General features: G+C 68.1%; 31 protein-coding genes and 1 tRNA gene. 24 read left to right on the forward strand and 8 right to left on the reverse strand.

Annotation, left to right across the window (positions count from 1 at the left end):
• Window positions 1-101: 101 nt before the first annotated feature.
• From EV652_RS34230 to EV652_RS34250, 5 genes are all read left to right on the forward strand, one after another.
• The gene (locus tag EV652_RS34230) at window positions 102-650 is read left to right on the forward strand and encodes a hypothetical protein (protein ID WP_132213436.1); all 549 of its coding nucleotides are present in this window, start codon (window positions 102-104) and stop codon (window positions 648-650) included.
• Between the two features lie 122 nt (window positions 651-772).
• Window positions 773-961, forward strand: a complete 189-nt coding sequence (locus tag EV652_RS46275) for a helix-turn-helix domain-containing protein (protein ID WP_369410062.1) — start codon at window positions 773-775, stop codon at window positions 959-961.
• A complete protein-coding gene (locus tag EV652_RS34240) occupies window positions 939-1,577 on the forward strand; it encodes a hypothetical protein (protein ID WP_158441378.1) in 639 nt (212 codons plus the stop codon). The genes EV652_RS46275 and EV652_RS34240 overlap by 23 nt, the downstream gene beginning before the upstream one ends.
• An 81-nt stretch (window positions 1,578-1,658) precedes the next feature.
• Window positions 1,659-2,504, forward strand: coding sequence for an alpha/beta fold hydrolase (locus EV652_RS34245; protein WP_158441380.1), 846 nt, complete (start codon window positions 1,659-1,661; stop codon window positions 2,502-2,504).
• Between the two features lie 32 nt (window positions 2,505-2,536).
• Window positions 2,537-2,986: a GNAT family N-acetyltransferase gene (locus tag EV652_RS34250; RefSeq protein WP_369410060.1), complete on the forward strand. Its 450-nt coding sequence runs from the start codon at window positions 2,537-2,539 to the stop codon at window positions 2,984-2,986.
• A 295-nt stretch (window positions 2,987-3,281) separates the two neighbouring features.
• Here the strand turns inward: EV652_RS34250 and EV652_RS34255 are convergent, their stop codons facing one another.
• Window positions 3,282-5,219, reverse strand: a complete 1,938-nt coding sequence (locus tag EV652_RS34255) for a Xaa-Pro dipeptidyl-peptidase (RefSeq protein ID WP_132213441.1) — start codon at window positions 5,217-5,219, stop codon at window positions 3,282-3,284.
• A 145-nt stretch (window positions 5,220-5,364) separates the two neighbouring features.
• Between EV652_RS34255 and EV652_RS34260 the strand changes: the two genes are divergently transcribed.
• The 3 genes from EV652_RS34260 (at window position 5,365) to EV652_RS34270 (ending at window position 8,359) form a co-directional block, all read left to right on the forward strand.
• The gene (locus tag EV652_RS34260) at window positions 5,365-6,378 is read left to right on the forward strand and encodes a LacI family DNA-binding transcriptional regulator (protein WP_132213442.1); all 1,014 of its coding nucleotides are present in this window, start codon (window positions 5,365-5,367) and stop codon (window positions 6,376-6,378) included.
• 3 nt (window positions 6,379-6,381) lie between these two features.
• Entirely contained in the window at window positions 6,382-7,308 is a 927-nt protein-coding gene (locus EV652_RS34265; protein ID WP_132213443.1) for a 1,4-dihydroxy-2-naphthoyl-CoA synthase, read from the forward strand.
• A gap of 79 nt (window positions 7,309-7,387) precedes the next feature.
• A complete protein-coding gene (locus EV652_RS34270; RefSeq protein WP_132213444.1) occupies window positions 7,388-8,359 on the forward strand; it encodes a phage baseplate protein in 972 nt (323 codons plus the stop codon).
• A gap of 57 nt (window positions 8,360-8,416) precedes the next feature.
• Here the strand turns inward: EV652_RS34270 and upp are convergent, their stop codons facing one another.
• Complete coding sequence (gene upp / locus EV652_RS34275; RefSeq protein ID WP_132213445.1) at window positions 8,417-9,058, reverse strand: uracil phosphoribosyltransferase; 642 nt, start codon at window positions 9,056-9,058, stop codon at window positions 8,417-8,419.
• 120 nt (window positions 9,059-9,178) lie between these two features.
• Here upp and EV652_RS34280 point away from each other — a divergent pair, with 120 nt between their 5' ends.
• From EV652_RS34280 to EV652_RS45530, 7 genes are all read left to right on the forward strand, one after another.
• Window positions 9,179-9,349, forward strand: coding sequence for a hypothetical protein (locus EV652_RS34280; protein ID WP_199238565.1), 171 nt, complete (start codon window positions 9,179-9,181; stop codon window positions 9,347-9,349).
• Window positions 9,350-9,424: 75 nt separating this feature from the next.
• A complete protein-coding gene (locus tag EV652_RS34285; protein ID WP_369410061.1) occupies window positions 9,425-9,922 on the forward strand; it encodes a tRNA adenosine deaminase-associated protein in 498 nt (165 codons plus the stop codon).
• A gap of 31 nt (window positions 9,923-9,953) precedes the next feature.
• Entirely contained in the window at window positions 9,954-10,382 is a 429-nt protein-coding gene (locus tag EV652_RS34290; RefSeq protein ID WP_132213532.1) for a nucleoside deaminase, read from the forward strand.
• 13 nt (window positions 10,383-10,395) lie between these two features.
• Window positions 10,396-10,486 (forward strand) — tRNA-Ser (locus EV652_RS34295).
• A 195-nt stretch (window positions 10,487-10,681) separates the two neighbouring features.
• Window positions 10,682-12,193: a potassium/proton antiporter gene (locus tag EV652_RS34300; protein ID WP_132213447.1), complete on the forward strand. Its 1,512-nt coding sequence runs from the start codon at window positions 10,682-10,684 to the stop codon at window positions 12,191-12,193.
• 44 nt (window positions 12,194-12,237) lie between these two features.
• A complete protein-coding gene (locus EV652_RS34305; protein WP_132213448.1) occupies window positions 12,238-12,720 on the forward strand; it encodes a hypothetical protein in 483 nt (160 codons plus the stop codon).
• A gap of 203 nt (window positions 12,721-12,923) precedes the next feature.
• A complete protein-coding gene (locus EV652_RS45530) occupies window positions 12,924-13,061 on the forward strand; it encodes a hypothetical protein (protein WP_242002169.1) in 138 nt (45 codons plus the stop codon).
• On the opposite strand, the gene EV652_RS34315 is transcribed toward EV652_RS45530, so the two are convergent.
• On the reverse strand, window positions 13,062-13,625 hold the full coding sequence (locus tag EV652_RS34315; protein ID WP_132213450.1) for a LytR C-terminal domain-containing protein: 564 nt from the start codon (window positions 13,623-13,625) through the stop codon (window positions 13,062-13,064).
• 29 nt (window positions 13,626-13,654) lie between these two features.
• Window positions 13,655-13,948: a type II toxin-antitoxin system VapB family antitoxin gene (locus EV652_RS34320; protein WP_132149481.1), complete on the reverse strand. Its 294-nt coding sequence runs from the start codon at window positions 13,946-13,948 to the stop codon at window positions 13,655-13,657.
• Window positions 13,949-14,143: 195 nt separating this feature from the next.
• Between EV652_RS34320 and EV652_RS34325 the strand changes: the two genes are divergently transcribed.
• The 6 genes from EV652_RS34325 to EV652_RS34350 all read left to right on the forward strand — a co-directional run bounded on the left by EV652_RS34325 (window position 14,144) and on the right by EV652_RS34350 (window position 20,595).
• Window positions 14,144-14,848 carry a L,D-transpeptidase family protein gene (locus tag EV652_RS34325; RefSeq protein ID WP_132213451.1) on the forward strand — a complete coding sequence of 235 codons (705 nt, stop codon included), beginning with the start codon at window positions 14,144-14,146 and terminating at the stop codon, window positions 14,846-14,848.
• A 136-nt stretch (window positions 14,849-14,984) separates the two neighbouring features.
• Window positions 14,985-16,526, forward strand: coding sequence for a helicase HerA-like domain-containing protein (locus EV652_RS34330; protein ID WP_132213452.1), 1,542 nt, complete (start codon window positions 14,985-14,987; stop codon window positions 16,524-16,526).
• A gap of 177 nt (window positions 16,527-16,703) precedes the next feature.
• Window positions 16,704-18,095: a GGDEF domain-containing protein gene (locus tag EV652_RS34335; protein ID WP_132213453.1), complete on the forward strand. Its 1,392-nt coding sequence runs from the start codon at window positions 16,704-16,706 to the stop codon at window positions 18,093-18,095.
• Between the two features lie 71 nt (window positions 18,096-18,166).
• The gene (locus EV652_RS34340) at window positions 18,167-18,700 is read left to right on the forward strand and encodes a SigE family RNA polymerase sigma factor (protein ID WP_132213454.1); all 534 of its coding nucleotides are present in this window, start codon (window positions 18,167-18,169) and stop codon (window positions 18,698-18,700) included.
• On the forward strand, window positions 18,697-19,578 hold the full coding sequence (locus EV652_RS34345; RefSeq protein WP_132213455.1) for a hypothetical protein: 882 nt from the start codon (window positions 18,697-18,699) through the stop codon (window positions 19,576-19,578). The genes EV652_RS34340 and EV652_RS34345 overlap by 4 nt, the downstream gene beginning before the upstream one ends.
• Window positions 19,579-19,680: 102 nt before the next feature.
• On the forward strand, window positions 19,681-20,595 hold the full coding sequence (locus tag EV652_RS34350) for a hypothetical protein (protein ID WP_132213456.1): 915 nt from the start codon (window positions 19,681-19,683) through the stop codon (window positions 20,593-20,595).
• A gap of 94 nt (window positions 20,596-20,689) precedes the next feature.
• Here EV652_RS34350 and EV652_RS34355 read toward each other — a convergent pair whose 3' ends face one another.
• Entirely contained in the window at window positions 20,690-21,889 is a 1,200-nt protein-coding gene (locus EV652_RS34355) for a DUF8814 domain-containing protein (RefSeq protein ID WP_132213457.1), read from the reverse strand.
• Between the two features lie 184 nt (window positions 21,890-22,073).
• Between EV652_RS34355 and EV652_RS34360 the strand changes: the two genes are divergently transcribed.
• Together EV652_RS34360 and EV652_RS34365 are read left to right on the forward strand one after the other, a co-directional pair.
• The gene (locus EV652_RS34360) at window positions 22,074-22,589 is read left to right on the forward strand and encodes a SigE family RNA polymerase sigma factor (protein ID WP_132213458.1); all 516 of its coding nucleotides are present in this window, start codon (window positions 22,074-22,076) and stop codon (window positions 22,587-22,589) included.
• Window positions 22,589-23,587, forward strand: a complete 999-nt coding sequence (locus EV652_RS34365; RefSeq protein WP_132213459.1) for a hypothetical protein — start codon at window positions 22,589-22,591, stop codon at window positions 23,585-23,587. The genes EV652_RS34360 and EV652_RS34365 overlap by 1 nt, the downstream gene beginning before the upstream one ends.
• A gap of 37 nt (window positions 23,588-23,624) precedes the next feature.
• Here EV652_RS34365 and EV652_RS34370 read toward each other — a convergent pair whose 3' ends face one another.
• Entirely contained in the window at window positions 23,625-24,131 is a 507-nt protein-coding gene (locus tag EV652_RS34370; protein WP_132213460.1) for a DinB family protein, read from the reverse strand.
• Window positions 24,128-24,922 (reverse strand): helix-turn-helix domain-containing protein, encoded by a 795-nt coding sequence (locus EV652_RS34375; protein ID WP_132213461.1) that lies wholly within the window; start codon window positions 24,920-24,922, stop codon window positions 24,128-24,130. Before EV652_RS34375 ends, EV652_RS34370 begins: the two co-directional genes overlap by 4 nt.
• Before the next feature lie 110 nt (window positions 24,923-25,032).
• On the opposite strand from EV652_RS34375, the gene EV652_RS34380 reads away from it, so the two are divergent.
• Window positions 25,033-25,395 carry a nuclear transport factor 2 family protein gene (locus EV652_RS34380; RefSeq protein WP_132213462.1) on the forward strand — a complete coding sequence of 121 codons (363 nt, stop codon included), beginning with the start codon at window positions 25,033-25,035 and terminating at the stop codon, window positions 25,393-25,395.
• A 27-nt stretch (window positions 25,396-25,422) separates the two neighbouring features.
• Here the strand turns inward: EV652_RS34380 and EV652_RS34385 are convergent, their stop codons facing one another.
• Window positions 25,423-26,271 carry an aminoglycoside phosphotransferase family protein gene (locus tag EV652_RS34385; RefSeq protein WP_132213463.1) on the reverse strand — a complete coding sequence of 283 codons (849 nt, stop codon included), beginning with the start codon at window positions 26,269-26,271 and terminating at the stop codon, window positions 25,423-25,425.
• Window positions 26,272-26,315: the final 44 nt, after the last annotated feature.

Raw genomic sequence — 26,315 nt, forward strand, 5'->3', positions numbered from 1 at the left:
GCCTGGTCGCGCTCTGCTCGGGAGGGACCCGCGCTGCCGGACATTCGGTGTGTGACCGGATGCGTTCCGCCGCCGGGACAGCACTTGAACGGAGGGGACCAATGCGCAGGTTCGCACTGGTAGTCGGAATTGTCGCTGCGCTCGGGCTGGGCGCCATGCCGTCGGCGGTCGCCGCAAATCCTGTCGTCAATCACTTCACCTTCACGGAGTCGTTCACCGACGGTGACTTCTGCGGCACCGGTCAGGCGGTGGAAACCACAATCTCCGTGAAGGGAACGGAGTTCCTGGCCCCCAACCAGCCGGTTGACTCCCGCAACGTCACCCAGGCCAACGTCGTCTACACGAACCCGCAGAACGAAGCCACCGTCCTCCGGCGCGCCGCCGGGCTGGTCTCCGACACCCTCATCTCCGGCGACCCGGACGGTGTGCACACGGTCGAGACCACCGTCCGTGGGCTGACCGGGTCCCTTCGCACGGCCGATGGTCTCGTGCTGCTGGGCGCTGGCTACCTCGTCCTGCACGAGACCTTCGACGGCGAAGAGTTCGTCAGCCGCGAGATCGTCATCAACAAGGGACCGCATCCCAACGCCGAGAGCGACCTCGCCCTGTTCTGCGACGTCACCACGGACGCATTGGGGCTGACCAACTGACACTGACTCCAACCACGCTCCGGGCCAACCTCCTCGACCTCATCGCCTGCGGCCGCCAAGAAACCTGGGCGATAGGAATACAGGGGTCGGGGGACACTCTCTTCATGACGTTCGGCGACCGGATGCGTGAGTACCGCGATCATCGTGGGTGGTCGTTGGGGGACTTGGCACGCGCTACTCACTACAGCCGTGGGCATCTCAGCAACGTTGAGAACGGTCGCAAGACGCCGACCGAAGAGCTTGTGCGTGCGTGCGACAGAGCGCTGCGTGCGAAGGGCGAACTGATCGGTGCGTTCGAGGCTCGGCCTTGAGGCGGAGCACCAGGAGATCGTCGGGTGGGGCCACGAGATGACCGCATGGTTCGCGCTGACCCAGGGCCGCTTCAAACAGGCGGTCGATGCGGCGCAGCGGGGCCAGGTGGCCGCAAAGTTCTCCAGCGTGCACGTCCAGCTCATCGCCCAGGAGGCGAAGGCCAAGGCCCGGCTGGGCGAACCAGGTCTCCAGGAGCTGCTGGAATCCGGCCGCGCCATGCTGGCGCGCCTCCCGTATCCTGACCGGCCCGACAACCACTTCAAGGTCGATCCTGCAAAGTGGGACTACTACAGCATGGATGTCCACCGGATCGGCGGGGACAACGACCGTGCTCGCGCCCACGCGCAGACGGTCATCCGGGACAACATCGCTCCGGATGGCACCGAGCTGAGCCCGATGCGGATCTCGGAGTGCCGGCTGACCCTCGGCTTCGTGGCGGGGCGGGAAGGTGACCTCGAGCAGGCCGTAGGACTTGGCCTTGACGGACTTCGGGAGGGTCGGCAGAGCCGGGTTCACCTCCTCATGGTCGCCGGCGAACTGGACCAGGAACTGCGTTCCCGCTACGCCGGCGAAGGCATGGTCCGCGACTTCGGAGAGGCACTCAGAGCGGTCTGAAGTGTTTCGGTTGAGGTTCTGGGGAGACCCCACGGTGCAGTCGACCAGCGAGGGGCAGCACGCGCCGGGAGGATGGACCCTGTGGAACAGTTCGTAGAGCTGGGCGACGTGACCCTGTTCGTGCGCCAACTCGGATGCAGGTCGGACGAGCCGTCGTTGCTGGTCCTGCACGGCGGCCCGGACGTCGGGCACAGCTACCTCCTCCCTGGACTCGAAGTGGTTGCTCAGGATCGGCACGTGGTGACTTTCGATTTCCGAGGTTGCGGCCGCAGCACCCGGGGCTTACCTGATTCTCAGCTCGAGCCGGCGTTCGTGATCCGCGATGCGCATCGATTGATCAGCGAGCTGGGCCTCGGACAGGTCGACCTCCTCGGCTTCTCGACTGGCGGCCGAGCCGCCATGGAGTTCGTCTCCCAACACCCCGTCGACGTTCGCCGCCTCGTGTTGGCATCCACCTCGGCCTACCACTCGGATGCCGCGCGACCGTACCTGGACGGGTGGCCGGAGTACGAACACCGGCAGCGACTGGAACGCGAGGCCGACGGCGCTCTGCGCAACTCCACTGTGTTCGTCTGGAATCTCGACCTCGCGCCGGCCTACCTCGAGCTGATCCGTGATCTCGATGAAGGCGACTGGAGCTTCGAACGCGTACTGGACGGGACGATGCCGCCCTGGTGCACTCGAGATCCGGTCACGATCTTGCGTGGATGGGGTGGCCCGATCCTCATCCTGCACGGCGCACAGGACATGGGCTTCCCCATCCAACTCGCGCGACGACTCCACGAAGAAGTCCCGGCAAGCCACCTGGCTGTCATCGATGACGCCGCGCACATGTGCTACTTCGAGAAACCCGATCAATGGGCCCAGGAGATCAGGATGTTCCTCTCCGATCCTTCAGACGCTCACTGCGTTCAGGAGAGCACGTGATGGAACCTCCGGCCGCGACAGGGAGGATTGCGATGCGAGACCTCCAGCTCCGAGCGGCCACGGCTGACGACGACGCCTTCTTGTACGACCTGCATCGTCGGGTGCTGGGCGATGTGATCGAGGCGACCTGGGGCCCGTGGGACGACGCCGTGCAGCAGCAGTTCCATCGCGACTGGTTCGATCCTGAACAGGTGGAGATCGTGCTGATCGACGGCCGACCGGCCGGGATGATCCAGGCTCATTCAGCCGATGCAGACACGTTCTACATCTCCAGGGTCGAGGTGATCCCAGAGGTGCAGAACCGCGGCGTGGGCACCGCACTCATGCAGCACCTGGTGGAGCACGCCCTGCAGGCTGGCGCATCGGCGGTCGAACTGCACGTACTCGAGTTGAACCGTGCGCGCGGACTCTACGAGCGACTCGGCTTCCGCGTCGTCGCCAAAGAGCCGCCAAAACTACGGATGCGTCTTGCCCTGCACTGACGCCCGGCGCGTGGGTTGACTAGTGCGGCGTCAACGAACGTTGGGGTCGTCACCGACCTCCCACCGACCGGCCTGGAGCACCCACTGTGGTGGGTCGACCACGATGCCGTTCAGTGCGGCGGTGTGGTTTGGTTGTCACCGCCTCGTGCAGTTCGACAGGACGTATGCGCCTGCTGCCAGCCATTCCCCGCCTGAGCCCACCCGGTATGCGGCTCGATCGCCGGACACCTCCTGTCGAACTGCACCAATCTGACCGGACCGACGACAACCCCAACGTTTCAGGATGCGGCACTAGTTAGTTGGTGGGGTCGTGGAGGTCGGGGCGTTGCGACGGGGTGGTGATGTCTACGTCGATGGGCTGGACCTTGGTGGGGGCGGCGATCTTGCCGGAGGTGACCGGGAGGTTGAGTTGGCTGCCCGCGAGGTCGATGTCGATGGTGGCGCCGGTGTCGTTGGGGGCGGTCCAGTCGGTGTCGCTCAAGGTGATGGCGAGACCGAGGATGCGGCCCTTGGGGATGACTTCGTCCTGGGCGCGGAGGGGGACCGTGACGGTGGACCACTGGCCGGGAGTCAGCGGCTTCGGTTTGCTCAGTGAGCTGCTGTGGGCGGCGTCGATCCAGCCGCGGCTGACGATGCCGTGGTCGCTCTCGGACGTGAGTTTCTCGACCGTGAAGTAGCAGGCGTCGTCGAAGTTCGTGCTCTCGCCTTCACAGGTGCTGTCGTCGGTACGGCGGATACCGGAGTACCGTGCGGCGTCGCCGTACTCGATCAGTCGTGCGGTGACCGGTGTGGTGATCGAGTCGGCCCTGATCTTCAGGGTGACCGACGGCGAACCGCTGATCCGAATTGCTGCCGGCAACGGCGCGGACAGGAACATCTGCCGGCCGGCGATCACCTCGGACGGGGTCGCGACGATGTCGTCCTCGCTCAGTTCCGGGTCGTCCGTGATGGTGAGCGTCCCCTTGCCTGGAGCACCTAGTTTGCCGGCCGAGAGCGGCACCGGCACGGTCCGGTTCACGGCCGGCCAGGTCTTGTAGTCGCGCCAGACATCGGGAGCGGTCTCGACCGACGCCATCGGTTCCTTCATCACGCCGTTCTGCAGGCCCTGCAGCCAGTAGTCGAACCACTCGTGCAGCTCGTCCACCCAGGCGTCGCGGCGGAACTCGAACGGATCCACATGGTCCTCGAGACCCAGCCACAGTTTGCGCGGCACCTCGTTCTTCGCGAGTGCGGTCCACCACTGCGAGAAGTGGTTCGTCTGGACGTTGTAATCGCTCAGACCGTGGGTCATGAAGACCGATGCCTTCACCTTCGAAGCGGTCTTCAGGTAGTCCCGCTCGGCCCAGAAGGCGGTGTAGTCACCGGTGTCGTCATCGTCGTTGTCGCCGAGATCGGCCCGTACGGCGTCGCACGCGGGCGTGTCGTGGCCTACGTAGCTACCGAGCCAGGGCATGTAGTCGTCGGAGTACGGCACTCCGCCGGAGCGCGTGTAGTCGTACCACGAGGAGATCGCGGAGATCGGCACGATCGTCTTCAGGCCTTCGACACCGGTTGCGGCGACACCGTTGGCCAGTGTGCCGTCGTACGACTTGCCGATCATTCCGACCGCGCCGCTGGACCAGGTCGCCTCGACGTCCGCGCCATCCGCGGTGTGCGCGGTGTTGCGACCATTCAGCCAGTCGATCACCGCGACGACGGAGTTGATCTCGTCCTTGCCGCCGACGTCACCGCAGCCGCTCGACCGGCCGGTGCCGACGATGTCGACGCCGACCACGGCGTACCCGCGGGGGACGAAGTAGTTGTCGTAGAACAACGGCATCTTCTGGATGACGCCGTTCTCGTCGTACGTCTTCTTCTCGCTCTCGTTGCCGCGACCGCAGCAGGAGTAGTACGGCGACGCGTCCATGATCACCGGGATGCGCAGCCCGGTCAGGTCGGTCTCGCGCGGCCGGACGATGTCGACCGCGACGACGTCGTTCTTGCCGTCGGAGTCGGTGTCCATCTTCGTGTCGACGTACACGGACTCGCGGAGCGCGTCGGCGTAGTCGTAGATCGGCTGGGTGCTGTGGGTAGCCGGGTCGACGTACGGCGGGGCCGCCGGAGCCGGCGCGGTTGGGCCCGCTGCGGCCGGGTCGTCCGGCAGCCGGGCAGCAGCCGCGGTACCGCTGACGGTACCCAGGCTGAGCACGGTGGACGAGACCAGGATCGTCACCCTGGCGCGGACGGACGTCATGGCTGGGAAGGCTAGTCACTCAGAGGGCCTAAAGCCAGATTCTGACGATATTGGCGGCCACTTCCCAGCCACAGAGCGTAATGGTGGACTAGTTCCGATAGGGTGACCGCCACCACCCAGGGGGAGAGTACGGAAGGGTAGGCCAGTGAATCTGCGAGCACCGGTGACATTGCTGGACGTGGCACAGCGCGCGGGTGTGTCGGTCGCGACCGCTTCCCGCGTGCTCAACGGCGGGGACCGGGTTCCCCGTCCTGAGCTGCAGGAACGGGTCAAAGCCGCCGCGGACGAGCTCGGCTACACGCCGAACGCACAGGCCCAGGCGCTGGCCAAGTCGTCGACCAACGTGGTCGGCATCCTGGTGCACGACATCGAGGACCCGTACTTCGCGGCGATCGCGAACGGCGTGATGCGGGCCGCCGACGAGCGCAACCTGCTGGTGATGATGGCCAGCACGTTCCGTGACTCCGATCGTGAGATCGCCTATCTGTCGTCGCTGCGCGCGCAGCGGGCCCGGGCCGCGGTGATGATCGGCAGCCGTCGTACCGATGCCGAGAGCCTGGCCCGTACGGCGACCGAGGTCGAGACCTTCCTCAACTCCGGCGCCGGTCTGGCGTTGGTGAGTCAGTCCGGGATGCCGGCCCACACCATCGAGCCGGACAACCGTTCCGGTGCGGCCGAGTTGGCCCGGTCCCTGGTGGGGCTCGGCTGGCGGAAGTTCGCCGTACTGGCTGGACCGGACGCGCTGGCGACGGCACGGGACCGGCGGGACGGATTCGTCGCCGGGCTGGCGGAGGCCGGGCTGCAGCCGGTTGCGGTCGAGGCCGGCGAGTTCACTCGAGACGGCGGGTACGCCGCGGCCCAGGGGCTGCTGGATCGCAAGACCGATCTGGACTGTGTGTTCGCGGTGAACGACGTGATGGCGGTCGGTGCGATGTCCGCGCTGCGGGCCCGTGGGGTCGACGTACCGCGCGAGTTGGGTGTGGCCGGGTTCGACGACATCGCGACCCTGCGGGATGTGTGGCCGGGGCTGACCACGGTCCGGCTGCCGTTGGAGCAGATGGGGCGCCGGGCACTCGAGCTCGCGATCGAGGGCGGCGAGGCGACCACCGAGACGTTCAAGGCCGAGGTCGTCCTGCGGGAAAGCACCGCGCACCGCTGAAATATGCTCGGCGACGTGACCGATGCCGAGCATGTCTCCGAGATCTTCGACCCGTCGGCCTGGAAGCAGGTGGACGGGTTCGACCTGACCGACATCACCTACCACCGGGCGATCGACGCCGGCGTGGTGCGGATCGCGTTCAACCGGCCCGAGGTGCGCAACGCTTTCCGGCCGCACACCGTGGACGAGTTGTACCGGGTGCTCGACCACGCGCGGATGTCGAGCGACGTCGGTTGTGTGCTGCTCACCGGCAACGGGCCATCGCCGCGGGACGGCGGCTGGGCGTTCTGCTCGGGCGGCGACCAGCGGATCCGGGGCAAGGACGGTTACAAGTACGCCGAGGGGACCACCGCCGAGACCATCGACCCCGCGAAGGCCGGCCGGCTGCACATCCTCGAGGTGCAGCGGCTGATCCGCTTCATGTCGAAGGTGGTCATCTGCGTCGTACCGGGCTGGGCCGCGGGTGGCGGGCACAGCCTGCACGTGGTCGCCGACCTGACGCTGGCGTCCGCGGAGCACGCGCGGTTCAAGCAGACGGACGCGGATGTGGCGTCGTTCGACGGCGGATTCGGATCGGCGTACCTGGCCCGGCAGGTCGGGCAGAAGTTCGCGCGGGAGATCTTCTTCCTCGGTGAGGAGTACAGCGCCGAGGACGCCTACCGGATGGGCATGGTGAACAGGGTCGTCCCGCACGCCGAGCTCGAAGCGACCGCGCTGGAGTGGGGCAAGAAGATCTGCGCCAAGTCGCCGACGGCGCAGCGGATGCTGAAGTACGCGTTCAACCTGATCGACGACGGCCTGGTGGGCCAGCAGTTGTTCGCCGGCGAGGCGACCCGGCTGGCCTACGGCACCGACGAAGCCGCCGAGGGCCGCGACTCGTTCCTGGAGAAGCGTCCAGCCGACTGGTCGCCGTATCCCTACGCGTTCTAACACTGATCTCTGAGTACTTCGCAGGAATTTTTGTGCGAAGTGGTGACAGTTCGCGGTAAGACACTTACCGTCGAACGGTATGGACAACCTTTCCCGCCGTGGGTTGCTCACCGGTGCCGGCGCGATCATCGCTGCCGGCACCCTGGGTGCACCCGCCGCCTCCGCCCGCCCTGTCCGTCCTCTCGCCCTCCCCGCCACCAAACGCTTCGTCATGGGCGGAGCCGGTGGTGAACTGTTCCGCAGCAAGCCACTGTGGGGACCGACCGTCATGCAGTCGTTTGCGTTCGACACTCCCAACAACCGGCTCTTCACCGGTCAGTTGCGGTCCGGTACGCCGGCCAACAGTGGAGACCTCACGTTGAGCCAGCTGAGCTTCTCCGGCACCGTGCTCGGTCACATGTACCTGACCGGGTTCGGCCATGCCGTGTCCATCGGCGCCGAGGCTGTCGGCAGTACGACGTACATCTGGACCGAGACCGACGTCGACACGGCCAACGGGCGCGGGCGGCAGATCGCCCGCTTCCCGTGGCAGAACGGCGCGACGAAGACGTCCAGTCAGGTGACGAAGTGGAAGCCCGTTGCCAACGGCAGCGTGTTCACCCCCGCGGTCGACCAGCGGTACGGGCGTCTGGGTGTGCGCTACTCGTTGTCCGACGGGATGCACATCAACGTGTACTCACTGGCCGCGGCGCGGGTCGGCGACTTCTCGACCGTGCTCGCGTCGTTCAAGCAGCCCGCGCTGACGGCCGGGATCGACTTCCAGGGGTGGGCGCTGTACGGCTCGTACGTCTACTTCTGGGAGGGCGAGGCGTATCCGGGCGACCCCGACCCGGCGCAGGCGACGTCGAAGCTGTGGTGCTACGACATCAACACCGGGCAGATCGTCGACTCGTTCCGCACCCTCGCGGGCCAGAGCCTGACGTACCGCGAAGCCGAGGGGATGGCGGTCTACGGCTCCACCGACGCGACCGCCCGCCTCTACTTCGGCTTCGCCTCCGGCGTCACCGGCGATCGCCGCGCCAGCCTCTTCTACCGCAACCAACTCGTCTGAGGTCGTTGCGTCCGAAGAAGTGTTGCCTACAGCCCACACTTCTTCGGACGGAACGGGCTATTGGGCGACGCCGTAGAGACGGTCGCCGGCGTCGCCCAGGCCGGGGACGATGTAGCCCTTGTCGTTGAGGTGCGAGTCCATGCCCGCGATGACGAGGTTGCACGGTACGGCGAGCTCGGCGAGTTCACGCTCGATCCGCTCGACGCCCTCGGGTGCGGCGAGCAGGCAGATCGCGGTGATGTGGTCGGCGCCGCGTTCCACCAGGAACTGGATCGCCGCGGCCAGCGTGCCACCGGTCGCCAGCATCGGGTCGAGTACGTAGCACTGGCGTCCGGACAGGTCCTCCGGCAGCCGCTCGGCGTACGTCGACGCGGTCAGCGTCTCCTCGTTGCGGACCATGCCGAGGAACCCGACCTCCGCGGTCGGGAGCAGCCGGCTCATCCCCTCGAGCATGCCGAGCCCGGCCCGCAGGATCGGTACGACGAGCGGCTTCGGTGCGGTCAGCTTGACTCCCTCGGCCTCGGCGACCGGGGTCTGCACGGTGACCGGACCGGTCCGGACGTCCCGGGTCGCCTCGTAGGCGAGCAGCGTGACGAGCTCGTCGGTCAGCCGCCGGAAGGTGGGCGAGTCCGTGCGCTCGTCCCGCAGCGCGGTGAGCTTGTGAGCGACGAGCGGATGGTCCACGACGAGGATCTGCATAAGCCGGAACGGTACCGTCGGCGATTCGCGACGGGGAAGCGCGCCCGCTGCCAGACTTGGACTGTGCGCTTGATCGGGGCAACCGGAGCCTGCCCTGTTCGCCCCCCAGGGAGTACGCCGATGACGGAGAACGCCGGCAAGACGCCAGAGCAACTCGATCGCCTTCGCCGACGTGCCGCCTTTCTCCGTGAGCTGGAGGAAGCCCGCGCTCTCCGCGACCGGATCGCACCGCGTCGCGCCCGGGTCCGGCAGCTTCGGGAAGCCATGCGCAGAGCGACGTACCATCACTGAGCGTTGGTAGTACTGATATCGCGTCGAGATCACGAATACCTCCCGTGGTCGCCGTGAGTCTGCGACGATGAGGCCGTGTCTGATGCCACGGCTGGGCCGATGACCACCGATCTCGACTTCGCGGTCGCCGCTTACACCGAAGACGGGGTCTGGACCGTCACACCGCTGGTGCTGCGCGGTGAGCCCGACCTGTCCACCCTGGTGTCCGCGCTCCGGCGCTACCCGGGCGAGGCCGGCGTACTCGGGATGATCTCGGTCGACGAGGACTTCTTCATCCTCGTTCGGGTGATCGGCGGCCGGGCCCGGTTGCTGATCTCCGACGTCACCGCCGCGACCGAGTGGCCGCTGGCCCGGCAGGTGGTCGACGAACTCGACATCCCGCTGGCCGATGACGACGACGAGCAGGTCCCGGCCGGCGACCTCGCCATCATCGCCGACCTCGGCATGAGTGCGATGGATCTGGGTGCGCTGTGCGACGACGTCGACCTCTACCCGGAGGAGATGCTCGAGGAGATCGCCGAGTCGCTGGGGTTCGGCAACCAGTTCCACGAGGCGATCGAAGCTCTTGGTTAGCCCGGCGGTCCAGCGGGAGTGGGCGCGGCTGATGGCGCTCGCGCTGGAAGAAGGCGAGAAGGCGCTGCCCGACGTACCGATCGGGGCGATCGTGGTGGACGCCGACGGTGAGGTGATCGGCCGCGGCCACAACGAGCGGGAGACGACCGGTGATCCGACCGCACACGCCGAGGTGGTGGCGATCCGGGAGGCGGCTCGGCACGTCGGTGAGTGGCGGCTGACCGGCTGCACGCTGATCGTCACGCTGGAGCCCTGCACGATGTGCGCGGGCGCGATCGTGCTGTCCCGGCTGGACCGGCTGATCTTCGCGGCGTACGACGAGAAGGCGGGGGCGGTGGGGTCCTTGTGGGACGTCGTACGGGATCGCCGGCTGAATCATCGGCCCGAGGTGGTCGGCGGCGTGATGGCCGACGAAGCGGGTGCTCGGCTCCGCGATTTCTTCATCGGGCACAGACCTTGATAGCCTCTCCGGCGGTGGCGTGTCCGAGCGGCCGAAGGAGCGCGCCTCGAAAGCGCGTGACGGGCAACCCCCGTCCGAGGGTTCAAATCCCTCCGCCACCGCCATGCGTTGGATGGTTCCGCACGAAGTGTGGGACCATCCAACGCATATCAAGGGCTGTGGGATTTGGGAGGAGCCTGCGACGGTTCCCTCCGCCACCGCCAACCATCCTCCGGGATGGAGTAGGACCGGAGACCCTGATGCTGTGTGATGCGTCAGGGTTTTCGTTTCTCGGGACCTGATGCGGGAGAGGGCCCCACGTGGATGTTGCGGAGCTGGACCGGATTCTGCTGGCCGGGGCGGCGGTATTGCTGGTCGCGATCGTCGCGATCCGGCTGACCGGGCGGCTCGGGCTCCCATCGCTGCTCATTTACCTGCTGATGGGGCTGTTGCTCGGCGAGTCGGGGCCGGGCGGGATCCACTTCGACGACGCGCAACTGGCCCACGCGCTCGGGTTCGCCGCCCTGGTCGTGATCCTGACCGAGGGCGGTCTGACCACCCGGTGGAACGAAGTACGCCCGGTGATGCCGCTGGGCGTCGTACTGGCGACAGTCGGCGTCGCGGTCAGCGTGGGGGTCGTCGCCTGTGTGGCGCATTACTTTCTCGGGCTGGACTGGCAGACCGCCGTACTGCTCGGAGCCGTCACCTCACCGACGGACGCGGCAGCGGTCTTCTCCGTCCTGCGCCGGGTCCCGATCCGACCGCGGTTGCGGGGCGCCTTGGAGGCCGAATCCGGTCTGAACGACGCGCCAACCGTCCTGCTGGTCACCCTGGTCAGCACCGGCGAGGTCGGTGAGAAGGGCCTCCTGCACTTCAGCGGGCTGGTGGTCTACGAGCTGGTGGTCGGTGCCCTGTTCGGGTTCGTCATCGGCTGGATCAGCGTCGGCCTGATCCGCCGGATCGCGCTCGGCTCGGCCGGTCTGTACCCGCTGGCGATCCTGTCGCTGGCCTTCATCTCGTACGCCGGCGGCGCCGTACTGCTCCATGTGTCGGGGTTCGCGGCGGTCTACGTGACGTCGCTGGTCCTCGGGCGGGCCGAGTTGCCGCACCGGATGGCCACCCGGTCGTTCGTGGACGGGATCGCGTGGCTGGCCCAGATCGGGTTGTTCGTGATGCTGGGGCTGCTGGCATCGCCCGGGCGGATCGGGTGGAACGACGTCGTCATCGCGTTGGTGATCGGCATCGCTGTGACGGTGGTCGGACGGTTCGCGGCGGTCGCGCTGTCGGCGTTGCCGTTCCGATTGCCGTGGAACGAGCAGGCCTTCATCTCCTGGGCGGGCTTGCGCGGTGCCGTCCCGATTGTTCTGGCGACCATCCCGCTCGCCGAGGGCGTGCCGCACGCGGACCGGATCTTCGACGTGGTGTTCGTGCTGGTGCTGCTGTTCACGCTGCTCCAGGGGCCGTCGCTGCCGTGGCTGGCCGGACGGCTCAAGGTGCTGGACGAGAACGCGGCGTACGAGGTGGACATCGATGTGGCGCCGCTGGAGTCGCTCGGCGCCGACATGCTCCAGGTCCACGTGCCCAGCGAGTCCCGCTTGGCCGGCGTCGAGATCGGTGAACTCCGCCTGCCCGGCGGGGTTTCGGTCTCCCTTGTCATCCGCGGCGACCGCGCCTTCGTCCCCGACCTCCGCACCGTCCTGCGCGCCGGCGATTCCCTCCTGGTCGTCGCCCCCAGCCCCGTCCGCGACCAGACCGTCCGCCGCCTCCGCGCCGTCTCCCGCGCCGGCCGCCTAGCCGGCTGGTTCGGCGAACGCGGCCGCGACCAGCAGTGATGAGCTCATTTGTCTCACCAGGACTTCTGAACTACCTTTGAACTATGGCCGAGCTGCAGGAAGTCAACTTCTCCGATCTACTTCAGCGCCCCAACGAGACAGTGGAAAAGCTGAAGGCGAGCCGGAACCGTGCATTGCGGATCCACCGCCGCGGATCCGAGGACGACCTGGTGCTGACCACTGTTGCGCAGTCGACGGAAGAGCACGAGGTGGTGGACCTCGCTGTCCGGGTGCTGCGCGCGGTGATGAGCGACCCGGTACTGCGCTCGCACACCCTCCTCGACATCCTGCCGCGGATCTTCCCTTGGGTTCAGTTCTTGCCGCCCGAGGATCGGACCGTGTTCGCTCAGGAGCTTGTCGATGGGATGGAGGCCGGCGCGGACCTCGGCGTCACGGCGCCGGTGCTGACCCTGATCCAGCAATGGCGCAACACGGCCGAGATCTGGGCCGATCCAGAGTTGCTTGCCATCCTCCGGTCGCCCCGCAAGGGCGATTTCGGTCCTGTGCCCAAGCCGACTGTCGAGTGACGCCGGCGAAGCGCGGTGATCGGGTCGCTCCTCCCGCGGGGCCTGATCAGTGGGAGTTGACGTTCCTCACGACTCCCGCCGCGAAGGGTTGGGAGGAACTCTGCCGGCAGGCGCCTGGCAACACTGCGAAGGCGTGGGCGGAGATCCGAGCAGAGCCTCAGCCATTTCCGGATTCCAGTCGACACCACCGTTTGAAGGGGCAGTTGTCCACTGACAACGGGCTCGACCAGTGGCAGTACGAGGTGACTGGCGGCGGCCGGATCTGGTACCTGGTCGATCCGGACAAGCGCACTGTCTGGATCAGCTATGCCGGGACCGGGCATCCCAAGGTGACTGACTGATCAGTTCGGGTTCTGGCCTGAGGGGATTGGTTGGGGGGTGTGGATGACCGGGAGGCAGACGGTGGAGTCTGGGGGGATGGTCACTGAGGCGAGGCCCTTGGCTCTGAGGCTGGTATAGCCGCGGCCGAGGATCAGGTCGACCGTGTGGTCGGTGCGGTCGTCGCCGACGGTGAGGGGCTTCTGGTTGAGCTGGCCGCTCACCAGCAGCAGCTCGGGTGAGTTGTCGGCGGCACCGCGGACCGAAACGACGTCGATCTTGTCGCCCTTCGGCTCGTTGGCGACCTTGGCGACGTGGAAGCCACGCTTCTTCAGCACCTCGGCGACGGCGGCCGCCGTACCCGCCTTGGCTCCGCCGTTGTAGACGTTCACCACGACCTGCTTGGGCACCAGGCGGTTGTTCGGCAGCTTCTGCTCGACGCAGGTCGGCTCGGCGCTGCTGTTGATCAGCGAGTTCCAGCCCCACCAGGCGCCGCCGACGAGGACGCCGAGCAGGATCACCATCGTGATCGGCGTCCGCCAATGGATCCGCGAGTGCGGCCTCGGCTGCGGGTGTATTGCGGTCATCAGCTCAACTCCCCCCGTGAGCAGACATGTCAGTCCACGACCAGTACCCGGGCGTGCAGGACGGAACGCTGCTGCAGCGCAGCGCGCAGGGCGCGGTGCAGGCCGTCCTCGAGGAACATCTCACCCTTCCACTCGACGACATGCGCGAACAGGTCGCCGTAGAAGGTGGAGTCTTCGTCGAGCAGCGCGTTGAGGTCGAGAGTGCCCTTGGTCGTGACGAGCTCGTCCAGCCGCACCTGCCGTGGCGGCAGCGACGACCAATCCTTCGGCTTGAGCCCGTGGTCCGGGTACGGCCGTTCCTCCCCGACGCGCTTGAAGATCACCCCGCAAAGTCTAGCGGGCTAAAAGGTCTTGTGAGAGACCGTGAATGTCACCGGAATAGTCCGGAGTGGGGGCTCAACCTTTTGGGCACGATCTGCGTCAGAAGGGGAGAGGGGCAGGGCGAGGGCAAAAGCCGGAGTGCGAGGGGCACAAGGCTGGTGCGCGCCCCGGTGCCCACGACTGAGGGGGTAAACCGCATGCGAATTCTTTCCAAACTCGGTCTTGCGGCCGCGTCGATCACGCTCATCGCCGTCGGTACGGCGCTGCCGGCCGACGCGCTGACCGTGACCCAGGCGAAGGCTGCCCAGACCCGGCTGAACAAGCTCGGCTGTACCGCCGGCCCGGTCGACGGCAAGATCGGCTCGATGACCCAGGCCGCCACGGTCCGGTTCCAGTCGTCCAACAGACTCACGCAGAACGGTTCCTTGAGCGGTACGACGTACTCCCGGCTGATGGCGAGCACGGCCAAACGCTGTGACATCCGGGCGGTGCCGGCCCGGTCCGGGAGCGGCCGCCGGATCGTCATCAGCCAGTCGCAGAACTGGGTCTGGCTGATCGATGCCCGCGGCAAGATCGTCCGGCAGGGCGGGATCATCGACAACCCGCGGTACCTGCGGGCCGGGAACTACACCAGCGGCGCGAAATGCGGCCGGGCTGCCCGGATCCGGAAGAACACCGACGGCGGGTCGCTGTACCTGAACAACTTCGTCCGGTTCGCCCCGTGTGGCATCGGCTTCCACCAGATCCCGACGTACAAGTCCAACGGCCGGCAGATCCACGCCGACTACCTGCTGGGCACGAACTACCGCGCCTCGCACGGCTGCATCCGGGTGTCGGCGTCGATGTCGGCGAGCATCTGGTCGTTCGCCGCGAGCTCGGTCCGCGTCGTCGTGATGCGCTGATCGGGGGGACAGTCCTGTCGCTCCGTACGGCGGACGCCGTACGGAGCGCGCCCACCGAGGCTGGCGCAGCCGAGGCACTAGCATGCCCAGCGGGGCGCAGGGGCGCCTTCCGTCAACCGGGGAAAGGCACGCTGACATGGCCGAGACAGCCGACGTCGTGGAGACCGTCAAGCAGGGGTACGCGTTCGAGGGGGCGGCGATCGAGCTCGGCGCGTTGCTGGCCGGCGACGAGCCGAAACCGGAGGCGGCGGTCCGGATCCCGTTGTCGATGGTGAACCGGCATGGCCTGGTCGCGGGTGCGACCGGTACCGGTAAGACGAAGACGCTGCAACTGATGGCCGAGCAGTTGTCGGCCGCCGGTGTCTCGGTGTTCGCCGCGGACATCAAGGGTGACCTGTCCGGGATCTCGCAGCCGGGGCAGGAGAGCGAGAAGCTGCTGGCCCGGACCAAGACGATCGGCCAGGAGTGGACCGCGACCGGGTTCCCGACCGAGTTCTACGCGCTCGGCGGTCAGGGAGCCGGCGTCCCGATCCGCGCCACCATCACGTCGTTCGGTCCGGTGCTGCTGTCCAAGGTGCTCGGGCTCAATGACGTCCAGGAGTCCTCGCTCGGCCTGATCTTCCACTACGCCGACAAGCACGGGCTGACCCTGCTCGACCTGAAGGACCTGCGCGCGGTCATCACGCACCTGACCAGCGACGAGGGCAAGGCCGACCTGAAGGACCTCGGCGGGCTGTCCGCCGCCACGGCCGGGGTGATCCTGCGGTCGCTGATCGGGTTCGCCGATCAGGGAGCCGAGGCGTTCTTCGGCGAGACCGAGTTCGACACTGCGGACCTGATGCAGCAGCGCGACGGCAAGGGTGTCATCTCGCTGCTCGAGCTGCCGAACCTGCAGGACCGGCCGGCGCTGTTCTCCACCTTCTTGATGTGGCTGCTGGCCGACCTGTTCGACGACCTGCCCGAGGTCGGCGACGTGGACAAGCCGAAGCTGGTGTTCTTCTTCGACGAGGCGCACCTGCTGTTCAACGACGCGTCGAAGGCTTTCCTGGACTCGATCGCGCAGACCGTCCGGCTGATCCGGTCGAAGGGTGTCGGCGTCTTCTTCGTCACCCAGACGCCGAAGGACGTACCGGACGCGGTGCTCGCGCAGCTCGGTTCGCGGGTCCAGCACCAGTTGCGGGCGCACACGCCGAACGACGCCAAGGCGCTGAAGGCGACGGTCTCGACCTTCCCGAGCTCGTCGTACGACCTGGCGGAAGTGCTGACCCAGCTGGGGATCGGCGAGGCGGTCGTCACGGTGATGAACGAGAAGGGTGCGCCGACCCCGGTCGCGTGGACCCGGCTGCGGGCGCCGCAGTCGCTGATGGCGCCGGCCTCGGCCGAGCAGCTGGCCGCGTCGGTGCAGGCGTCGCCGAACAACGCCAAGTACACCGAGGTGATCGACCGCGAGTCGGCGTACGAGAAGCTCGCCGCCAAGGTCCAGGCCGGCGCCGAGCGGGCCGAGGCCGAACAGCAGACCGAGGGGCAGGCCAAGCCGGAGCCGAAGCCGCGGGCGCAGAAGCAGGAGAAGTCGATGGTCGAGCAGGTGGTCGGCTCGTCGGCGTTCAAGCAGTTCGCCCGATCGGCCGGGCGCGAGATCGTCCGCGGCCTGTTCGGTGCGGCCCGCCGCAAGCGCTGACACCTCCTTTCGGTACGGCGGGGTTCGCGGTTTCACCTGCGATGGAAGGGATTCCAGCGTTTGATTGTTGATCAAACGACTGAATTCTCAACGGTCGACCATCGTTTCCACATCGTCATCCACAGCGCGCCGTCGCGGATTGGGACGAGACGCTTACTCGACGTACCGTGAGAGGTGATGGTTGCGCAGAGTAGGCGAGCGGTGCGGTATTGGGCGCTGTGGACCCTGACGGTCCCGGCGTTCGCTGTTGTCGTGCTCGTCGACCTGGCGGCCATCGGGTACGGCGTGCAGGCCTTCACCGAGCTGCCGAGCTGGCGAGGTCTCGACGTGGTCTTCGCGTTGACCGTCTCGGCGCTGATCGCGGTCGAGGGTGCCCGTCGGGTCGAGAACCGGCGACGCCGGGGTGGCGCGTTGCACAAGGACCTCGCGCCGGCCTGGATGATCGCGGCCGCCGTGGTGCTCCAACCGGCGCTGGCGATCCTGGTCGTCGTACTGCTCCGGATCTGGTGGCGGATCCGGGCCGGTAAGTGCATCCCCTATCGCTGGGCGTTCTCGACCGCGGTGCACGTGCTCGCGGTCGGCGCCGCGCACACCGTCTTCATGGCCGTGAGTGACCTGATCGGCAGCGACGGGCTCGGTCTGGTCATCTCAATGGTCGCCGCGGCGATGGCGTTCGTCGGGACCGACACCGTGCTGTGCGGGCTGGCGATCTCGCTGATCATCCCCGGCAGCAGTTGGCGCGAGGCCTTCGGCACGATGGACGACCTGTGCACCGACGCGACGGCCGCGACCCTCGGCTGCCTGCTGGCGGCGGCCTGCCTGGTGAGCCCGTGGTTCGCGTTCGTGGCGATCCCGATCACGCTCACGGCGCAGCGGGCGCTCCTGCTCACACAGCTGGAGACCGAGGTGCAGATCGATCCGAAGACGAGCCTGACCCGGGTCGACTGGTGGCGACGCCGGACCGAAGAGATGCTGCGCGTCGCGCGGACCCAGCGCGAGCCGATGGCCGTGCTGTTGATCGACATCGACCACTTCAAGCAGGTCAACGACCGGCACGGGCACCTGGTCGGTGACGAGGCGCTGCGGGCGGTCGCGACCATCCTGCGCAGCGCGATCCGGGCGAAGGACGTGATCGGCCGGTTCGGCGGCGAGGAGTTCGTCATCGCCCTGCCGGACACCGGCCTCGACGACGCGACCGTGACCGCGGACCGGCTCCGCAACGCGGTCGCCGCCAGCCCGCTGGCCGCGATGTGCGCGGGCGTCCTGGACGACCCGGACCTCGATCCGGACACCTTCCACCTGACCGTCTCCATCGGCGTCGCCGTCTACCCCGCCGACGGCATCACCGTCGACGACCTGCTGCTCCGCGCCGACCGGGCGATGTACGCCGCCAAGGCCGCCGGCCGTAACCGGGTCCGCCTGGCCGCCGACGTACTCCCGCCGCACCGCCCCATCGCTCGCCCGGCCGTCCCCATCGACCGCAGCCGTCCCGCCGCCTCGGTCGACCGCGATGCCGCCCACGACCGCCCGGTGACCACGGGCGCCGCCGCCCCGACCGACCGCAACTGACGTCACCCCGCAGAACCTTTTGCGGGAGTACGGCGTCCTGTGTGTGAGGGGGACTGCAGGACGGAGAGGGTATGGCGGGTCCGGGGAGTCGTGACGACGACTTCACCGCATTTGTGCTGGCCAGGTCCGCGCGATTGGTGCATTTCGCGCGGATGCTCTGCGGCGACGCCGAACTCGCGGAGGATCTGGTCCAGACGGCGCTGGAGAAGGCGTATCTGCGCTGGGACCGGATCGAGTTGGCCGACCCGTTCGGCTACGTCCGGCAAGCCGTGGTGAACCAGCACCTGTCCTGGGTACGGCGTCGGCCGTGGCGCGAGCGGCCGAGCGGTGACGCCGGCGAACTGGATCGGTACTTCGGCACGTCGGTCGCGGACCCGGCCGGGGCGGTGGCTCGCCGCGTCGCGATCGGTGCGGCCCTGGCGACGCTGACCCGGCGCGAGCGTGCGGTCGTCGTACTGCGGTACGTCGAGGACCTCACCGAGAAGCAGACGGCGGCCGTCCTCGGGGTCGCGGTCGGGACGGTGAAGAGCGCGAACGCCCGAGCGATGGACAAACTGCGCGCGGCTCCCGAGCTGAGCGGTCGGTACGTAGGAGAACGAGCATGAGCGACGAGCGACGAGTCACCCCCGAGGACGACCTCCGGGTTGCCCTCCTACCGGACGACAGCATCGCGCCGCTCGACCCGGCCCGGGTGATCGCCGGTGCGCGCCGCCGCCGGAAGGTGCGCGGTCTTGCCGCTGCCGGAGTCTCCGCGGTGGCCGTCATCGGAGTCGCCGCGGGCGGATTCCTTGCCGGCGGAGGGTCTCTCGGCAACGCACCCCAGCCCGCGGACCCTGGACTGACCGTCCCCGCACCGACGCTCGCGACTCAGGACCGACCGACGCCGCGACCATCTGAGACCCCGAACGCGTCCACGCCGCCTGAGACGGAGACGGCCGGTCCGGAGGGAACCGGCAGCACGGCGGCCCCGCCGACCGTGGCGAGCTGTCTCCAGGAGGCGGCCGCAGCCGGTGAGCCGGCTCCGGGTTCGGCCGCCAGGCAGCGAGGCTCGCTGGACCGCCGGCTGATCGTCGTGGCCGACAGCAACTACTGGATGGCGTGCGACAACACGTTCCGGCCGACCCCGACAGCGCGCAAGCCCGCCAAGTTGGAGAGGCCGAGCACACAGGACAACAACGCCTTCGCGGTCGCGGGCAACACCATCACCACCGCTGCCGGCGAGCGTGACTTCTTCTGGGCGGCAGGAATGCTGCCCAAGGGAGTCGCGACCGTGCGGTACAGCTTCGTCGACGGCGCTGTCGTGGATGCCGAGGTCAGCAACGGCTTCTGGATGATGCGACACCTCTCGACCGTGCCGCCCGGTGCACACGACCTGGGCGACCGGGTCCGGGTTCAGTTGCTCTCACCGTCCGGCGCCGTACTGAACGACGTCCGGCTGAACTGGGGGACGCAGACCTGCGCCCAGATCAGCCATGGCTGCTGAGCAGAACCTTCACGGGCAGAACCTTTCCGGGCAGAACCTTTCCGGCCGTGCCGCGCGTCCTTCAGCCCGACCGACCGGACGAAAGAGTTGTGGAGGGCAACGATGATCGAACAGGACCGGAAGCGGCGCATCGTCAGGCTGCTGGTGACCGGACTCGCCGTCGCGGCGGTGGCCGGCGTCGCGATCGCCGGTACGGCGGTGGCACGCAGCAGGCAGTCGGCGGGAGACACCGCGGTCGCGGGCGGACCGGATACCCCGGCCGCGACGCCGATCCCGGCGATCCTGGCGACCCCGGCCGCCGGTACGACGGACCCCGCCACGCCGGAGCCGAGTACGACGAACCCCGCGACGCCGGAACCGCCAACGGCACCGGCCACGCCCGAGCCGGCGACGACCGCGACAACAGGCCCCGAAGGAACCGGACAAAAGCCCGCCATTCCGCGGAAGCCGGCCGAGAAGGCGCCTCCGGCGGACGCCGTCGCAGCCTGCAAGACCTGGCTGAAGGAGGTCGCGGAAGAGCGCGGCGAACCCGCACCGGGCTCGAACGCGAAGGTGGCGGCCCGACTGGACGGCGCACCGGGCACTGTCCTGATCCTTGCCGACAGCAAGTACTGGGCCGGCTGCGACACGGCGTTCGCGCGGAACGGCAGTGAAGGCTCGATCCGGCAGCCGGCCAAGATCGCCAAGCCCGCACCCGGCGACGCCGAGGCCTTCGAGGTCGCGAACAACCTGATCCCGATCAAGGGCAAGGAGTACGAGTACTACTGGGCCGTCGGTCAACTCCCGTCCGGCGTCTCGAAGATCTCCTACACCTTCCCCGACGGCCGGACGACGAACGCCGTCATCAAAGGCAACTACTGGCTGATGCAGCACCAGACCGCAACGCCCTGGAAGGAAGGCTCGGCACCGGGCCCGCAGATCAAGGTCACGCTGTTCGGCCCGAACGGCCAGTCGCTGCGGACGTTCCTCCTGGTCTGGGGCGAGGACACCTGCGCCCAGGTCAGCCACGGCTGCTGACCGGACCCGAACCGCCAGGCCATCACAATCGCCGCCGTCCGCGATCCACCCGCGGTGGACCGCGCAGCGGGCGCGATTGTGATGGCCTGGGCGTTCAGCAGGCGCCGAAGGTGCCGGCCGAGATGTACGCCTTGGCGACGTACATGCCGGTGTGGACGCGGAGCCAGACGTTGCTCGTGCCCTGCGAACCCGTGACGCTCGAACCGGTCGTCTGGCACTCGACGGTCACCTGGGCCGACTTACCCGCCATGCCGACGACCGCTCCGGATGAATTCGGTGAGTTCCGCACGTTCAGGTAGCCGGACGAGATGGATACCGTGCCGCGGCCGCCGTCACCGGTCCACAGGTAGGTCACGTCGACCCATGCGTTGTTCGTCAGCGCGAGCGCGTCCCAGAACGTCCCGTCCGCCAGGTCGATCCCAGCCGGGTTGGCGACGATCCGGCCGAACTGGTCCTTACCGCCGTTGTAGCCGTTCTGGTACGCCGCTTGGGCTTCCGGGCGACCCTGCGGCAGGTCCTTCCACATCTCCCGGATGGCACTCGGGTTCCAGTAGTCGTCCTTGGTGTTCCACGGGCCGACGTCCCACACCGGCTCGAAGGCGCACCGAGAGGCCGTGCACACCTTGACCGAGTAGGTGCCGGAACCGTTGCCGGACAGTCCCCGGCGCGACGGCAGGGCGACGAAGTGGTCGCGGTTCACGATCACGTGGCCGTTGGCCGTCGTACCTCCGACCAGGCCTTCGCGGGTGGCGAAGACGCGGGACTGCAGGGGCGCCGCCTGGACGCTCATCCGGCTCGGGTCGATCTTGTCGGTCGACAGGACCGTCAGGTCGCCGACCCATGGACTGCCACCGGTCGGTGGAGCGCTGACGATGATCCGGAGCTGGACCTGGTCACTGGCTCCGGGCAGGGCGGTCGGCGTACCGGACCGAGCGGGAGTCCACTCCGTCCACTTGTCCTTGACCCACGCCCGTACGTCGACCTCCGCCGACGAACCGTCCGGCGTACCGACGGTGTAGCCGACGACGACGGCCGAGGTGGCGGCGTCGAAGCGGACCGGGACGAGCTCGGCCAGGCCGGACCGCTGCTTGATCTCGGTGGAGCCGACCGTGGCCGGGGCGTCGCCGAGGATGATCCGGCTGCCCTCGACTTTCACGTTGCTGGATCCGGCGACTGGTTGGGCCGCGACGGTGACCGGGTCGGTCGGTGCGGCGGTGCTTTGCAAGGTGGTGGTGAAGATCGCCAGCGTCGCGGCCAGACAGGCCGTGAGCTGGACAGGTCGGGTGATACGCATGGGCGGTTACCTCCGGGGCGGTGAGGCATCACCGGGCGCTGTGCCTGGTTCACCCAATGTGACAAATGAACATGCCTTCTGTATAGCCCGTGAATAAATTTCTTCGAAGGAGTTGGTGTACGGACAGAACCGGATCGATCACCCAGCGGGTTTGGACCGGTGTGACAGAGGCAGAGGAGAATCGATGACCCGGACCGCGGACGCCGATTTCGAGCGCTTCGTGTTGGCGCAGTCGACCCCCTTGCTCCGCTTCGCGGAGATGTTGTGCGGCGATCGGCACAATGCCGAGGACCTGGTGCAGCAGGCGTTGATGCGGTCCTATCCGAAATGGCACCGGCTGGACGGTGACCCGATGCGCTACGTACGCCGGGTCCTGGTCAACCGGTTCCTCTCCCAGACCCGCCGGCGCTGGAACAACGAGGTTCCCAGCGACCCGGTGAGCAACGACTGGGACCAGCGAGCGGTGGCGGACTTCGCCGGCGAGGTCCAGACCAGGGAGGCCGTGCTCTCGGCTCTCGCCGGTCTGACCGTGCGGGAGAGAGCCGTGGTCGCGCTGCGCTACTCGCAGGATCTCTCCGAGGCCGAGACCGCCGAACTGCTGGCCATGGCACCCGGGACCGTGAAGAGCACGGCCTCCCGCGCGCTGGCCAAGCTGCGTCTGGCACCCGACCTGATCGATACCGGAGTTGGAGGACACTGATGAGTGACGAGCAGCGGGTACGCAGCGCACTCGAGTACGACCTGGAGCCCTGGCAGCCGAACGCGACCGACCTGATGCGTCGCGGTAAGCGGCTGACCTGGCTCCGCCGTGGACTGGCCGCGGCGGGCGTCACCGCCTTGGCCGGAACCGTTGCGACGGTGTCCGCCGCGGTCGGCGGACCCTCCGCCGCGAGGAACCTGCTGGCCGGTGACGGCAAGCCGCCGGTACCGGCCGTGGTGCCGGCAGACACGGCGAAGCCGTCGGTCGACCCGGCCTGCCTGCCGGCCAAGCCAACGTTGCCGAAGGCAACCGTGTCGGTGGACAAGACGATCGACCCGAACAACCCGCCGAGCGTGCAGCCGTCGCTGCCGGCCAAGCCGACCGTGCCGTCGGTTCCGACCGGCAAGCCTTCGCTGCCGTCGAAGCCGTCGCTGCCTGGTACGACGACCAAGCCGTCGATCCCGGCGACGCCGTCGCTGCCGCCGAAGCCCGCCTTCCCGACCGGCAAGCCGACGATCCCGACGGCCACGCCGAGCCTCCCGACGGGGAAGCCCACGCTGCCGACCAAGCCGTCCGTGCCGACGCCGTCGCTGCCGGCCAAGCCGACGGTGCCGACGGCCAAGCCGACCCTGCCGTCGGTGCCGGTCCCGACGCAGAAGCCTTCGCTCCCGTCGGCCAAGCCGTCGCTGCCGGGCAAGCCCGCCGCGACGCCGACGCTGCCCGACTGCGTGCACGGCGTACCGTCTGAGAAGCCGTCCGTGCCGGCTCCCAAGCCGACCCTGCCGGGCAAGCCCTCGCTGCCGACCGCCAAGCCGTCCGCGCCGAAGCCGGCCGTTCCGACAGTGACGGTCTCGGGTGGTGCCAAGGTCACCATCGACCCGGGCCAGCAGCCGGCCGTTCCGACGGCCAAGCCGTCGCTGCCCACGAAGCCGAGCCTCCCCAAGGAGACCCCGAGCCTGCCGACCACCTTCCCCACCGGTCCCTCCTCAAGCCGGTAGGGCGCCAGGTCACCGGCGAGTAGGCGAATGCGAGTCCCTACTCGCCGGTGACCCCATCTGTGAGTTCGCGGACGACGTCCAGATGTCCCGCATGACGCGCGTACTCCTGCAACACGTGGAACAGGATCCAGTTCACCGTCGGCCGTTCCTCGCCGAATCGGCCGCCGGTCTCAGCACGGGTGGCGGGATCCACCCCCGTCACCAGACGCCGGGTGGCCTCGCCACCTTCGTGCAACCGGGCGATGAGGTCGGCGAAGGTCTCGTCAGGCCCGACGGTCCAGCGGCCGTCCGGGTCTTCGCCGGAGTCACCCCACGGTTCGTCCAGCTGCTCTCCGGCGAACCCCCAGCGCAGCCAGCGCCTCTCCATGAACACCAGGTGCTTCAGCAGTTCCAGCGGCGACCATCCTGACGGCAACCGGCTGGACCTCAGCTCGGCCTCGGTCAGCCCGGTCAGCTTGCTCTCGATCACGCCGCGGTAGTGGTCCAGGAAGCCGAGGTGCAGTGCGATCGTGTCGCCTTCCTCGATCGGCGGAGGCTGGCTCACGAGAGTCCTCGAAGGAACTCGGCGGTCGGCTCGTCCGCCGGATAGAAGGACTCGATCATCAGCTCAGACACGGTGACGTCGAGCGGTGTGCCGAAGGTGGCGATCGTGGTGAGCAGGGACAGGTCGTGTCCCTCATGGCGGAGATTCATCGGTACGACGACCTCGGTCGGGCCCGGGTGGACGGGCTTGTCGCCGGCGGCGTACTCGCGGAGTTCGTCGTACAGGTCCTCGAGTTCGGGATCGGCCGTGCTGGCGACCTGGCGTTGCAGGCCGGCCAGCGCGGCGGCGCGGACCTCGGCCAGGTTGCCGAGCCGACGCGCCAGACCGTCCGGGTGCAAGGTCAGCCGAAGCGCGTTGATCGGTGCCTTGAGCAACTGTTCGTCGACGTCGGCAGTGAAGATCTGGATGCCGGCGTTGGCCTCGACGATGTTCCACCAGCGGTCGACCACGAGCGCCGGGTACGGCTCATGCGCCTTCAGCAGGCGGCGGAGCGTCGTACGGATCGCGAGCATCGACGGCGAGTGGAGCGACGCCTCGCTGTAGATCGGCGCGTAGCCGCCGGCCAGGAGCAACTGGTTGCGATCCCGCAGCGGTACGTCGAGATGCTCGGCCAACCGGAGGACCATCTCGCGGCTCGGCTTCGAGCGACCGGTCTCGACGAAACTCACGTGCCGGGTCGACACCTCGACCTGGTTCGCCAGCTCGAGCTGGCTCAGCCGGCGGCGCTCCCGCCAGCCGCGTAAGAGCTCGCCCACCGGGCGCTGGAACGTCTCCTCGATCGTCGCTGCCATGGTCCGACCGTATCCGTTGGGGTGGTCGTCGCCATTACCTGCGACGTCATCGACCGGATGCGGCGACCGGCGGCAAAGTTCTGGTCATCCGAACTTCCGAGGAGGAAACCATGAACGTCAACACTCTCGCCGACCAGTACTTCGCGATGTGGAACGAGGCCGACGCCGACCGCCGGGCCGCGCTGATCGAGGCGAGCTGGGCCGCGGACGCGACCTTCGTCGACCCGAGCTCCGAGGTCACCGGCCACGACGACCTGAACAAGCTGGTCGGCGCCGCCCAGCAGATGTTCCCCGGCCTCGCCTTCGTCCGCATCGGCGACATCGACGAGCACCACACCTACCTCCGCTGGACCTGGCACCTGACCGCGGAAGGCCAGGAGCCGGTGGCCGGCGGCACCGACATCGTCCTGCTCACCGCCGACGGCCGCATCCAGCAGATCATCGGCTTCCACGACTTCGCGCCCGCCCACTGACGCAGTACCAGATGAAAGCTCCCGCAGTCACAGTGCTGACATCAGGCGGGCGCAGCGGACGGGGTCTTCGGTCAGACCGACGGAGAGCCCCCAGAGCCAGTAGTCGACGGTGCGGTAGACGACCCAGTCGCGCGCCCGGTCGCGATCCAGGCCGGCTTCGCGTACGGCGATGTCGAAGTGCGCGGCGATATCGGTCATCTCGTCCAGCCGGGTCCAGAGCACCCGGGCGAGGTCGTACTCGATGTCGCCGCGCAGCAACACCGGATCGACCGTCAGCCAGTCCTCGCGCGTACCCGCGAGCACCTGGTCGGAGTGCAGGTCGCCGTTGACCGCGAACTCTGAACTGGTCTCGGTCAACGCCGGCGCGACGTCGAGCGCCGCACGCAGGATGCCGGCGTCGAACGGCCGCCCCAACCGCTCCCACTCGCGCTCCAACGCCGCCGACCGTTCAGCCACGATCACCGCGGTCGACCGCGCATCCTCGGGTGCCGGCACCGCCAACCGCCGCATCAGTTGCCCGAGTACGGCGACCGCCTCGTCGACCGGCCTGGTCGTCAACGGCGTCGACAACCGCTCCAGCAACATCGCACCGGCGTCGAGGTCGGCGTCGTACAGCAACACCATCCCGCGCCCGTCCCACCACCGCAGCGCCCGTACCTGCTCCTCGACCTCAGGTCCCGGCGGATTCATCCGCAGGACGAGATCCTCTCCGACCGGCACCACAATCGCGTTGGACCCATAGGCAACCTCGCCACTGATCGAGAGCCCCCAAGCGGCACACTGCCGATCCACCGCCCGCGGCAGCCCCTCCAACCACTCCGCGCCCTCCCGCCACCAGCGCGGCATGGCCAAGAACTCCTGCGGCACCTCGATCATCCGGACAAGCTAGCCCGAGCCCGGTCGCAGCCGCTTCTCAATTA

It is taken from the genome of Kribbella steppae (assembly GCF_004342025.1).
Lineage (GTDB): Bacteria > Actinomycetota > Actinomycetes > Propionibacteriales > Kribbellaceae > Kribbella > Kribbella steppae.